The sequence below is a fragment of the Halovivax sp. genome (assembly GCA_007119345.1).
In the GTDB taxonomy this organism is placed as follows: domain Archaea; phylum Halobacteriota; class Halobacteria; order Halobacteriales; family Natrialbaceae; genus Halovivax.
The window spans coordinates 1-11,625 of sequence record SKPV01000219.1 but is presented as its reverse complement, the minus strand read 5'-3'; the positions used below and the strand labels follow the sequence as shown (position 1 = coordinate 11,625).

Sequence of the window (11,625 nt, the reverse complement as noted above, 5' to 3'; positions counted from 1 at the left end):
GCCGGGACCGCGACCCGAACCCGACATTCCTATACACGCGCCCTGAATACGGGCCCCTATGTTCCCAGCGCTTCGCGACGAGGTCGAGGGGGCGCTCGCGACCGCGCTTGCGGCCCGCGACCTGCCGACCGACGACCTCGGGATCGAGGAGCCGCCGGCCGACGTCGAGAGCGTCCTCGCCTCGAGCGTCGCCTTCCGGCTGGCCGGCGAGGTCGGCGCCCCGCCGCCGCAGGTCGCCGGCGACCTCGCAGACGAGATCGACGCGGACGACCTCCGCTACGTGGGGCGGGTCGAGACGCACGGCCCGTACCTGAACTTCCTGCCGAGCGAGGCCTACTACGCCGAGACGCTCGCGGCGGCCGCCGACCCGGACTACGGCGCCCGGCCCGACCGCGAGGAGTCCGTGGTGGTCGAGCACACGAGCGCCAACCCGACGGGGCCGGTCCACGTCGGCCGGGCCCGGAATCCGATCATCGGCGACGCGGTCTCGACCCTGCTCGCCTACGCCGGCTACGACGTTTCTCGCCACTACTACGTCAACGACGCCGGCCGGCAGATGGCCGTCTTCACCTGGGCGTACGAGACGTTCGAGGAGGCCGACCTTCCGGAGCCCGAACGGGAGAAGCCGGACTACGAGCTCGTCCGGTACTACCGCGAGGGTAACCGCTTCCTCGAGGACGGTCCCGAAGACGAGGTGGCCGCGGCCGAAGCGGAGATCGAGGCGATCATGCGGGGGCTCGAGGAGGGCGACGAGGACGCCTACGAGCGCGTCGGAACCGTCGTCGACAGGGTGCTCGCGGGGATGCGCGAGACCCTGGGCCGACTCCCCGTCGAGTACGACGAGTTCGTCAAGGAGACGCGGTTCATGCGCGACGGCTCGACCGACGAGGTCGTCGAGCGACTCAAGGCGCTGGACCAGGCGTTTCTCGAGGACGACGCCTGGCAGCTCGACCTCTCCGGGTTCGACCTCGAGAAGGACCTCGTCTTCCTGCGGGGAGACGGCACCTCGCTGTACACCACTCGCGACCTCGCCCACCACGAGTGGAAGTTCGACGAGTACGACCGCGCGGTCACCGTCATCGGCGAGGACCACGAACTCACGTTCGAGGAACTGCGCTGCGCGCTCGAGCTCCTCGGAAACGACACCGATCGGCTCGAGCAGCTGTTTTACTCCTGGGTGAACCTGCCCGGCGGCGAGGGGATGAGCACCCGACAGGGGACCGGCGTCGACCTCGACGACCTGCTCGACGAGGCGGTCGTGCGCGCCCGCCGGGAGGTCGAGGATCGCCTCGACGACCGCATCCGCGACGACGACCTCGACGACGAGGACGTCGAGCGCATCGCCCGACAGGTCGGCATCGGCGCCGTCCGCTACGACATCGTCGCGAAGCAGCCGACGAAGACGATCACCTTCGAGTGGGACCGCGCGCTGGACTTCGAGGCCCAGTCCGCTCCCTACGTCCAGTACGTCCACGCTCGCTGCTGTGGGATCCTCGACGGGGCGGGGCTGGACCCGGACGACGACCTCGGATCGCTGGCGGCCGACGGCGACGCGAGCGTCCTCGAGACGCCGGCCGAACGCGACTTGCTCGAAACGATCGGCCGGTTCCCCCACGTGGTCGAGGAGGCGGCCGCGGACCTGGAACCGCACCAGGTGGCGACGTACACCCGCGAGTTCGCCGAGACGTTCAACGCCTTCTACCGGGAGTGTCCGGTGCTCGCCGACGACGTCGACGACGATTTGCGGACGGCGCGACTCGCGCTGGTGGCCGCCTCGCGGCACACGATCGCCAACGCGCTCGCGATCCTCGGCGTCGCGGCGCCGCGGTCGATGTGACTCCTCGCGGAGCGCGGATCGCTCGGTGAACCGAGGGGACGTCGTTCCCCGGCTACCCGTCGCCGAGGGTAGCGTCGCGAGTACCGCGTACGCAGTGGCACAGCCAAGAATGAATGGCGGCGGACGAGTGGCGACGAATCCGGGCGGAAACCGGGCGTTGGAATCGGGTGCTCGGCGGAAACCGGGCGTTGGAATCGGGTGCTCGGCGGAAACCGGGCGTTGGAATCGGGTGCTCGGCGGAAACCGGGCGCTCAGTGAAATCGGGGGACTGGCGGGGGACGACGGTCGATCTCGAACCCACGGACCGCGTCGTCCCTCGAACGCGCCCGCCGCCGCGGGGGGACGGCGGCGGGTCGTTTACCGGCTCTCGCGGGAGATTATCGCCGATCCGACGGCGGCGGCGCGATCGCGAGCTCGTCGCCGTCGCCCGTGACCGTCAGGAACGGTGCGACCGTCTCGAAGCGGTCGGCGCGGACGACGTCGCCGCTGCGGCCGTCCCACTCGAGCACGCCGTGGTCGGCGAGTCGCGGCAGGTGGTTGTGGACGAGGCCGACGCGAACTCGTCGGACGAGGTCCTCGTCGGGGGCTCGCTCACATTCCTGGGCCGCGATCTCTCGGGCGAGGTCCGGGACGGTCCAGACCTCGGCGTCGAGGAAACACGCCAGGAGGTGGCGCCGTCGCGCATCGGACAGTAGCGAGTACGTCGCGTCCAGGTCCATGGGGGTGGCCATGAACGTACGGTTACTCGGCTCCTCCATCACGATTGTCCCAAACTGTTTAGGAGAGCAGGGGTGGAGCGCGGGCGGGTCGCCGGTCGACGGTTAGCCGTCGGACTCGGCGTCGGTGATCGCGCCGGAGACGCCGTCGGACGGGGCGTCGTCCCGGTCGTTGGACGCCGGCTGCGGTTCCACGTCCACGTCGGTCAGTTCGGCCGTCAGTCGGCGGTAGGCGACCGCCGCCGGACTCCGGGGTTCGTGGACGACCAGCGGCGTTCCGGCGTAGACGCTCCCGCGGACGGCCGTGTCTTCGGGAACCGTCCCGAGCAGCGGGAGGTCGAGGCGGTCGGCGATGTCGGCCGCGGGGACGTCGCCGGCGGGGTGGGTTCGGGTGACGAGGAGGCCGGCGACCTCGCCGTTGGCGCGGGCGACCAGCTCGATGGTCTTCGCGACGTCCTTGACGGCGGCGGGTTCCGGCGTGGTGACCAGGAGGACGGCGTCGGCCAGTCCGAGCGGGAGGACGGTCTCGTGGCTCACGCCGGCCCCGACGTCGAGCAGGACGTAGTCGGCTTGCTCGCGGAGCGCGTCGACGACGTCGCCGAGCCCTTCGGGGGAGGTCCTGGCGTAGCTCTCGAGCGAGCCGCCGCTGGGAACGCCGACGATGTTCTCCGCGAGGCGGTAGGTGGCCTCCTCGACGCTCGCGTCGCCGGCGAGGACGTCGTGGAGGGTCGCGGAGTCGGGCGAGAGGCTGACGAAGCCCGCGAGGTTCGCCATCCCCAGGTCCGCGTCGACGATGGCCACCCGCTTGCCCGCCTGCGCGAGCGCGGTCCCGAGGTTCACCGTCGTCGTCGTCTTCCCGACGCCACCCTTCCCGCTCGCGATGGCGTAGACCGTCTCCTGGGACATGATTCAGTGCCCGAACAGAGTGGCGGGACAACCTTAAATCGTGGCGCCCCGTCGGACGCGCGTCGGACGGTTCTGGCGAGCGAGGCGCTCGCTCATTTGACCGAGCACCGTGGAGGTGTGAGCGGGGAGGGACGACCCGCGAGCCGCGAGGATCTCGCTCCGCTCGATCCTCGGCAGAGCGAACGGCGACCGGGGGACCCGTGAGACCGGCGCGGTCCGAGCGAACGAAGTGAGCGAGACCGGGATCGGCGAGAATCCCGCTGCCGACGTGTCAACAGGTACTTAGCCCTCGCTCCGTTTCGTTCGGACGATGAGTCAGGAGGGCGACCAGGACCACTCCGACCGGAAGAAGTACGAGTTCCGGAAGGTGATCGAGGACCTCAAGAACTACGAGGGGTCGGGCACGCAGCTGGTGACGATCTACGTTCCCGAGGACCGTCAGGTCAGCGACGTGGTCGCCCACGTCACCCAGGAACACTCCGAGGCGGCGAACATCAAGTCGAAGCAGACCCGGACCAACGTGCAGGACGCGCTGACGAGCATCAAGGATCGCCTGCGCTACTACGATACCTACCCGCCGGACAACGGGATGGTGCTCTTCTCGGGCGCCGTCGACGCCGGCGGCGGCCAGACCGACATGGTGACGAAGGTGCTCGAGAGCCCGCCCCAGCCCGTCGAGTCCTTTCGCTACCACTGCGACTCGGACTTTCTCACCGAGCCCCTGGAGGAGATGCTCACCGACCAGGGGCTGTACGGACTGGTCGTCCTCGACCGGCGCGAGGCCAACGTGGGCTGGCTGAAGGGCAAACGCATCGAGCCGGTGAAGTCGGCCTCCTCGCTGGTCCCCGGCAAGCAGCGGAAAGGTGGCCAGTCCGCCCAGCGTTTCGCCCGCCTGCGCCTGGAGGCGATCGACAACTTCTACCAGGAGGTCGCCGGCATGGCCAACGACCTGTTCGTCCCGAAGCGCCACGAGCTCGAGGGGATCCTCGTCGGCGGCCCCTCCCCGACGAAAGAGGAGTTCCTCGACGGCGACTACCTCCACCACGAACTGCAGGACTCGGTGATCGGCAAGTTCGACGTCTCCTACACCGACGAGTCGGGCCTCCGGGAGCTCGTGGACAACGCCGAAGACGCCCTCGCCGACGCCGAGGTGATGAAGGACAAGCGGGAGATGGAGCAGTTCTTCAAGGAGCTCAACGCCGGCGATCTGGCGACCTACGGCTTCGAGCAGACTCGCCGGAACCTCGTGATGGGGTCGGTCGAGACGCTGTTGATCAGCGAGGACCTCCGAAAGGACGTGGTCAGTTACGAGTGCGCCGAGTGCGGGTCGACCGATCGCGAGGTGATCGACCGCCGACACTCGACGCCCGGACACGAGTGCTCGGACTGCGGGGCCGAGGTGGCGACCGCGGACGCCGAGCGCGAGGACGCGATCGAGCACCTCATCGAGATCGCCGAGCAGCGCGGCACGGAGGTGAAGTTCATCTCCACCGACTTCGAGAAGGGCGAGCAGCTCTACGACGCCTTCGGCGGCTTCGCGGGCATCCTGCGGTACAGCACCGGCGTCTGACGAACGACGCGTATCGGATCGCTACTCGTCGTCTCCGTGGCGGGGACCGCGCGCGTACCGATTGCTGTCCCGATCACGGAAGCGATTGCTCGCGTCATCGTATTCTTCGTTCGTCAGCGTCCGGAGCAACTTGTCGGCCGCTTTCTTGGCTTTGTTCGCGTGTTTCTCCGGCATCGTGTGACACTACTGTCAACCGGGTACGTCAATCTATCACCGCTCGCACGCAACCATCTCCATCCGATCGGAAACCGAGCCACCGCGCGGTTTCCGGCAGTTCCTGCACGTCGACGGTAGTTCGGTGGAAACGGGTAGCGGGCGACCGGAATCGGGGCCTGCTGTCGGGGTCGACCGATCGACGGCGCGGCAGATTCCCGTCCGACGCGTCGATTCCGCCGACGGAACTTTTTTCACAGACCGGGGAGTTCGTGAAAACGTGCCATCAGGTTCCGCGGAATCCGACATCTACGCGGAGACGCTGGCGGTCTTCGAGACCGCCGAGCCTGGCGAACCGCTCACCACGCCGGAGGTCGCCGACGCCCTCGACCTCGGCCGGCGAACGGTCTACGAGCGGCTGACGACGCTGGTCGACGACGGCGCGCTCGCGACGAAAAAGGTCGGCTCCGGAGCGCGGGTCTGGTGGCGGCCGATGGCCGAGGGGATCGACGACGACCGCCCGCCCGATTACGGGGCGGGCGGCGAGGCGCCCCCGTCGCCGACCGGGGGCTCGCGATCGCGCGATCGGTTTCGGACCATCGAGCGCACGGCCGAGCACCTCGCCACGGTGGTGTCGAACGTTCCGGTGATTCTCTTCGGCTTCGACGAGGACGGCACGATCACGCTCTCGGAGGGTAAAGGCCTCCGGACGCTGGGGTTCGAACCCGGACAGCTCGTCGGCGCGTCCCTATTCGAACTGTACGAGGACTACGGCGACATCCTCGACGACCTCGAGCGGGCCCTCGCGGGGGAGCCGTTGCGCACGATTCGCGAAGTGGAGGGCGTCGTGTTCGAGACGGTCTACCAGCCGGTCGTCGACGGGTCGGGTGACGAGCCGCCGGACGCGGACGACGGCGAGGTGTGCGAGGTCATCGCCGTCGCGATCGATATCACCGAGCGGGTCGAACGCGAACGGGAACTGGAGCGATTCGAGCGCATCGTCGACGCGGTAGGCGATCCGGTCTACGAGCTCGACGCGGACGGGTACGTCCGGTTCGTCAACGAGGCGTTCGTCGAGGAGTTGGGCTACGAGCGCGAGGAGCTGCTCGACCGCCACGTCTCTACCGGGATGGACGCGGCCGACATCGAGCGGGCCGAGGCGCTCATCGCCGAGCTCCTCGCGGACGGCGACGCGGCCAGCGCCACGCTCGAATTCGAGGTCGAGACCGCCGCCGGCGAGCGAATCCCCGTCGAGAACCACCTCGCCGTTCGGGTCGACGACGACGGGCGGTACCTGGGCTCGGCGGGCGTCCTCCGGGACGTGACCGAGCGGCGCCAGCGGGAGCGACGGTACCAGTCGCTCGTCGAGAACCTTCCGGGGATCGTCTGCTTCTCCGAGGTCGATCCCTCGTGGCCGCTCACCGCGGTCTACGGCGAGTGCGAGGAACTGACCGGCTACGCCGCCGACGAGCTGGTCGAGGACGTCTCCTGGGGCGAGGAGGTGTTGCACCCGGACGAGCGCGAGCGGATCTACGACGAGGTCGCGGACGCGCTCGAGACCGACGGCACCTACGAAGTGACCTACCGGATCAGGACCCGAGACGGCGAGGTCCGGTGGATGTGGGAGCGCGGGAACCTCATCGAAGCGGACCTGCTCCACTCGTTCATCACCGACGTCACGGAACGGAACGAACGCGAACGGCAGCTGAGCCGCCAGCAGGATCGACTCGCGGCGCTCAACAACCTCCACGACGTGGTCCGAGAAATCACGGACGCCGTGCTCGAACGCTCGACGCGCGAGGAGATCGAGGAGGCGGTCTGCCGACACCTCGCCGAGTCGGAATCCTACGAGTTCGCCTGGATCGCCGAGGTCGACCCGGAGACCGGCGACATCGCGCCGCGGGCCGAAGCCGGCGTCGACGGCTACATGGAAACCGGCGACCTCACGACGGATCCGGACCGAACGGGCGGGCGGGGCCCGGCCGGGACGGCCGTCAGGACGACGGAGATGCAGGTCTCCAGGGACGTCTTCGCGGACCCCGACTTCGAGCCGTGGCGGGACGTGGCGGCGGCCTACGGCTACCGCTCGTGCGCCGCGATCCCCGTCGTCCACGAGGGGACGCTCTACGGTCTGATCGGCGTCTACTCGGCCCGGGAGGACGCGTTCACCGAGGACGAGCGGGACGTGGTCGGCCAGCTCGGAGAGATCGTGGGTCACGCCATCTCCGCGGCCGATCGCAAGCGGGCGATGATGAGCGACGAGGTCGTCGAGATCGGCCTCCGGCTGCGTCAGTTCTTCCGGACGCTCGGGCTCGCGGGGAGCGTCGAGGGCACGGCCGAGTTCCGCCGACTGATCCCGGTCGGGGACGGCTCGCACCTGCTGTACGGGATCGCTCGCGACGGGGCGATGTCGGCCGTCGAGCGGCTCGCGGACGCCGAGGAGGTGCCCCACTGGGAGGCCGTGAGCGTTCTCGGTACCGACGGCGGAGCGACCCGATTCGAAGCGCGGCTGGCGGACGCTCCGTTCGCGTCGGTAGTATCGGCCCACGGCGGCTACTTCAAGGAGGCGCGCCTCGTCGACGGCGATCTGCTCGTTCGCGTCCACCTCGCTCCAGGAGCGGAGATTCAGCGCTTGATCGACGATCTGCGAGAGAGCTACCCCGGCGTTGAACCCGTCACCCGCCGCCAAAAGACGGTCCGGAGGCGGACCGCCGAGCGGTTCGCGACGACGCTCGACGCGGAACTCACCGATCGCCAGCGCGCCGCGCTCGAGGCGGGCTACGCCGCTGGCTTCTTCGAGTGGCCGCGAGACAGCTCCGGGGAGGACGTCGCCGACGCGCTCGACATCAGCCCGGCGACGTTCCACCAGCACGTGCGCACCGCCGAGCGAAAGCTCCTCGACGAGCTGTTCGCCGATCGTTGAGCGGCCGACGACCCGCTCTCTGATGGCAAATCGGCCCGACGACCCGCTTCGCCGGGCGCTCTGCGGTCCCGCGACCCGCTCTCCGGGCGTCTCCCGGCCGGACGGTTGCGATAGTCGCCCGTCTCGACTCCTCGCTCGCACGGATCGTGCCGATCCGACACTCACGTCTGACGAACCGTTAAGTGGACGCGCGACCCAGTAGGGGTCGGGATGGGCAACAAGAACAAGACGATCTCGTTCCGGGTCAACGAGGAGGCGTTCGAGGCGCTCCAGGAGATCGCCGAAGAGCGCGACATCTCGCTGTCCGCGGTCTTCCGGGACTACGTCGACATGCTCGTCGAACACGACGGGCAGGTCGCGGTCGTCTCCGAGGACGAGCTCGAAGCGGCCGACGAGGACGAGACGTCGTTTCCACCGACCGTCGAGGTCCCGAAGAGCTTCCTGCGCGAACACGAGCGTCTGGAACTCGAGACCGAGCACCTCCGCGAGCAGCTCGAAGAGCACAAGGCCTACGTCACCGACCTCCGGGACCGCCTCGAGGACGAGCAAGACGAAATCATCCTGCTCGACGACCTGGACGAGGACGAGCCCTACCAGCTCGGCTGACTCCGGGCGAGCGCCCGCTCGATCCGGCCCGTCACTTCGCGAGATCCCGCTTCGCCCGTCGAATTTCCGCTCCCGTTTCGTCCGCGCCGTCGACCCGCGCCAGTCCTTCCGCCGCCTCCAGCGTGCGGACCGCGTCGTCGAGGAACGACAGGACGTCGCCCGAATACGCGTAGACCAGGTACTCGTCGCTCATCACGTCCACGATCGCGTCCGGGCCGAGTCCCTGCGCGCGCAACTCTAGCAGGTACCGCACGAACTTACGCTCCGGGCACCCGCAGTAGGGGTTGTCCCCGCAGTCACAGTCGAGGAAATCCGAGGCGAAGTCGAGCACCCGCTCGCGGGTCGCGTCGTCGAGCTTCTCGAGGCCCTCGCCCTGGAAGAGCAGGTCCAGCGTCGCCCCCTTGAACGCGCCCTTGGGGACGGTCGTCTCGAGCTGGGAACAGAGCTGGCGGTGGTTCTTGAGGTAGATCTTGTCGGTGATGGCCACGCGTCGGCGGGAATTGGAGACTGCCGGCGAAAAGTGGTTCGGTCGAGCGGGCGTTTCCGGGGCGAACGGCCGGGCCGGTCGCGCGTCGTCCGTGCGATCCGGGTGCGCTTCACACGGCCGCTCGCGGAGTCGAAACGTATTTCAGGTGCTCGCCGAGTACCTCAAAGTGCGACCGTGTCCGGGTTGGGGTAGTGGTTATCCTTCAGCCTTGTGGAGGCTGAGACGCGGGTTCGATTCTCGCACCCGGACTCATAACTCAGCGTAATTTTCTCGATCGATCCGGACGCAGTTCCGAGTTTCCCGGAGACCGCGGCAAGGCCGGTCCGATATACGAGCGCCCGAGCTGCGTCGATCTCGCGGCTCGAAACTCGGCGCAAACGGCTCGTCCATCACGCGGCCGTGTTCCGACCCACGACGGACGACCTCGGCCGAAACCCCGACGCCCGCCACAACGCACGGGTTCGCGCGTCCGTCGAATCCGACGATCACGAAAGGACCGACCCCCGCTTCCCCCACAACGTCGTCTCGCTCCGTCCGTCCCGGTACCGGCAGGTGGAGTTCGTGAAGGTCTCCCGTGAAACGCTCGGCGACCTGACCGACGGCCGTCGCCGAACCGTCCCCCGGCTACGGACGACGAACGGGGTCCGGGCCGTGGAAGGGCATCGTCGCAACCGTCCCGAACGCCTGCCCGCCCTCAATCGGCCGGCCGACCCCGTCCGACCGGGCTCACCGCGCCGCTCTGTTGGACGACGTCGAGTGCGGTCATGACGTCCGAGCGCGAGATGATCCCGACGAGGTCGCCGTTACCGGCGCCCCAGTCGTCGGCGCGTTCGATGACGAGCAGTCGGTCCACGCCCTCGCTGCGCATCTTCTCGATCGCGCTCATCACGTCGGTCTCGGGGCCCACGGTCGCGAGGTCGGTGCGCATGACTTCCTCGACGGCGTAGGCATCGCGCTCGACGGGGCGGACCCCCCGGGCGCCGTCGAGGGTGACGATCCCGACGAGGAAGCCGTCGTCGAGGACGGGGTAGGCGGTGTGGCGCTCCCGGAACATGCGCTGGACGAGCTCCTCGACGGTGGTGTCGGTCGTCACCGTCTGGAGCCGATCCGCGGGCGTCATGATGTCCCGGACGGTGACGTCCTGGAAGGCGGCTTTCATCGTCACCTGCTGGGACTCGCCGGAGGCGGCGATGTAGACGAACAGCGCGACCGCGATCAGGATCGGGTTCCAGGCGAAGAGCCCGAACAGCCCCATCAGGACGGCGAATCCCTTGCCGACGGTCGCCGCCTGGCTGGTCGCCTTGGCGTAGGGCTGGTTTCGCGCCAGCAGCGCCCGGAGGATCCGCCCGCCGTCCATCGGGAACGCCGGCAGCATGTTGAACACCGCGAGCGCGATGTTCAGGATCGCGAGATAGGCGAAGATGAACCGCGCCCCGGCGAGACCCTCCGGCGTGAGCAGAAAGAGGCCGTAGGAGCCGATCCCCACGAGGACGGAGACGATCGGGCCCGCGATCGCGATGGCGAACTCCTGGCGCCAGTTCTCGGGCATCTCCGACAGCGCGGCGATCCCGCCGAGCAACCAGAGCGTGATCGAGTCGATCGGGTAACCGTAGCGCTGGGCGGTCAGCGAGTGTCCCAGCTCGTGCAACACGACGCCGACGAACAGGCCGATCGCCGCGAGCAGCCCCCACAGGAACGGCGAGTAGCCGCCGGTGAGCGCCGCGACGTCGATTCCCGCCCCCATCACCTCGTTGAAGATCTCGGCCGCCTCCCCGATCTGTGCCGCGATGAGGTACGCGAATATCGGCAGGATGAGCAGGAAGGTGACGTCGAGTTTGATCGGGATCCCGAAGAGCGACCCGACCCGGAAACTCTTCCACATACCACCGGATAACCCCGGGGGACCCTTAAACAACCCGCCGACGCGAGTGTCGACCGTGAACCCGGCTGCTCGGTCGTTTCCCCGGTCGATCTCGGGGCGCGGACGGACGAACGCCGCCGCCGTGGGACGCTCTCTCAGTATCGATATAATGCCACTAGTACGGATTAGACAATATTGGCGTGTACTATGATTGATTTATATTTCTTGTGACCGTCCCCCCGGGTAGACACCATGCAAACGCACGTAACCCCGACCCGGTGCGAACCGCTTCCCGAAACCCTCGACTCGCCGCAGGCCAAGCTCGTCTACCTCTACCTGACGACGAGCGACGGCGCGACGGTCGACGACCTGGCCGACGCGCTCTCGATGCGGAAGCTGTCCGTCCTCTCCGTGCTGCGCTCGCTGTCGGCCGACGGCCTGGTCGAGCGTGAGGGCGACCGCGTCCGCGCCCGGAACTGATTCGGCGACGGGGGCGTTCGTTCGAGTTTCGGCGACGAGGGCGTTCGTTCGAGTTTCGGCGACGAGGGCGTTCGTTCGAGTTTCGG

10 protein-coding genes and 1 tRNA gene are annotated in these 11,625 nt (G+C 68.4%); 6 read left to right on the top strand and 5 right to left on the bottom strand.

The genetic code is table 11. The features are described 5' to 3' along the window. Positions 1-58 precede the first annotated feature (58 nt). Positions 59-1,837: an arginine--tRNA ligase gene (gene argS / locus QZT59_RS15340; protein WP_290818369.1), complete on the top strand. Its 1,779-nt coding sequence runs from the start codon at positions 59-61 to the stop codon at positions 1,835-1,837. 377 nt (positions 1,838-2,214) lie between these two features. Here argS and QZT59_RS15335 read toward each other — a convergent pair whose 3' ends face one another. Together QZT59_RS15335 and minD are read right to left on the bottom strand one after the other, a co-directional pair. Further along, positions 2,215-2,568, bottom strand: coding sequence for an ArsR family transcriptional regulator (locus tag QZT59_RS15335; protein WP_290818366.1), 354 nt, complete (start codon positions 2,566-2,568; stop codon positions 2,215-2,217). Between the two features lie 90 nt (positions 2,569-2,658). Then, a complete protein-coding gene (gene minD, locus QZT59_RS15330) occupies positions 2,659-3,459 on the bottom strand; it encodes a cell division ATPase MinD (RefSeq protein ID WP_290818363.1) in 801 nt (266 codons plus the stop codon). A 310-nt stretch (positions 3,460-3,769) separates the two neighbouring features. Here minD and prf1 point away from each other — a divergent pair, with 310 nt between their 5' ends. Continuing rightward, complete coding sequence (gene prf1 / locus QZT59_RS15325) at positions 3,770-5,029, top strand: peptide chain release factor aRF-1 (RefSeq protein ID WP_290818360.1); 1,260 nt, start codon at positions 3,770-3,772, stop codon at positions 5,027-5,029. Between the two features lie 21 nt (positions 5,030-5,050). Here prf1 and QZT59_RS15320 read toward each other — a convergent pair whose 3' ends face one another. Then, positions 5,051-5,203 carry a hypothetical protein gene (locus QZT59_RS15320; protein ID WP_290818357.1) on the bottom strand — a complete coding sequence of 51 codons (153 nt, stop codon included), beginning with the start codon at positions 5,201-5,203 and terminating at the stop codon, positions 5,051-5,053. A 259-nt stretch (positions 5,204-5,462) separates the two neighbouring features. Between QZT59_RS15320 and QZT59_RS15315 the strand changes: the two genes are divergently transcribed. Together QZT59_RS15315 and QZT59_RS15310 are read left to right on the top strand one after the other, a co-directional pair. Next, positions 5,463-8,105 (top strand): PAS domain S-box protein, encoded by a 2,643-nt coding sequence (locus tag QZT59_RS15315; RefSeq protein ID WP_290818353.1) that lies wholly within the window; start codon positions 5,463-5,465, stop codon positions 8,103-8,105. Positions 8,106-8,315: 210 nt separating this feature from the next. Further along, positions 8,316-8,711 carry a ribbon-helix-helix protein, CopG family gene (locus tag QZT59_RS15310; protein ID WP_290818349.1) on the top strand — a complete coding sequence of 132 codons (396 nt, stop codon included), beginning with the start codon at positions 8,316-8,318 and terminating at the stop codon, positions 8,709-8,711. Positions 8,712-8,742: 31 nt separating this feature from the next. Here the strand turns inward: QZT59_RS15310 and QZT59_RS15305 are convergent, their stop codons facing one another. Further along, a complete protein-coding gene (locus QZT59_RS15305; RefSeq protein WP_290818345.1) occupies positions 8,743-9,198 on the bottom strand; it encodes a DUF5814 domain-containing protein in 456 nt (151 codons plus the stop codon). A 177-nt stretch (positions 9,199-9,375) separates the two neighbouring features. Here QZT59_RS15305 and QZT59_RS15300 point away from each other — a divergent pair. Beyond that, positions 9,376-9,447, top strand: a tRNA-His gene (locus QZT59_RS15300). 445 nt (positions 9,448-9,892) lie between these two features. Here the strand turns inward: QZT59_RS15300 and QZT59_RS15295 are convergent. Then, positions 9,893-11,080, bottom strand: a complete 1,188-nt coding sequence (locus QZT59_RS15295) for a site-2 protease family protein (protein ID WP_290818342.1) — start codon at positions 11,078-11,080, stop codon at positions 9,893-9,895. A gap of 231 nt (positions 11,081-11,311) precedes the next feature. On the opposite strand from QZT59_RS15295, the gene QZT59_RS15290 reads away from it, so the two are divergent. Then, positions 11,312-11,539 (top strand): helix-turn-helix domain-containing protein, encoded by a 228-nt coding sequence (locus QZT59_RS15290; protein ID WP_290818339.1) that lies wholly within the window; start codon positions 11,312-11,314, stop codon positions 11,537-11,539. Positions 11,540-11,625 lie beyond the last annotated feature (86 nt).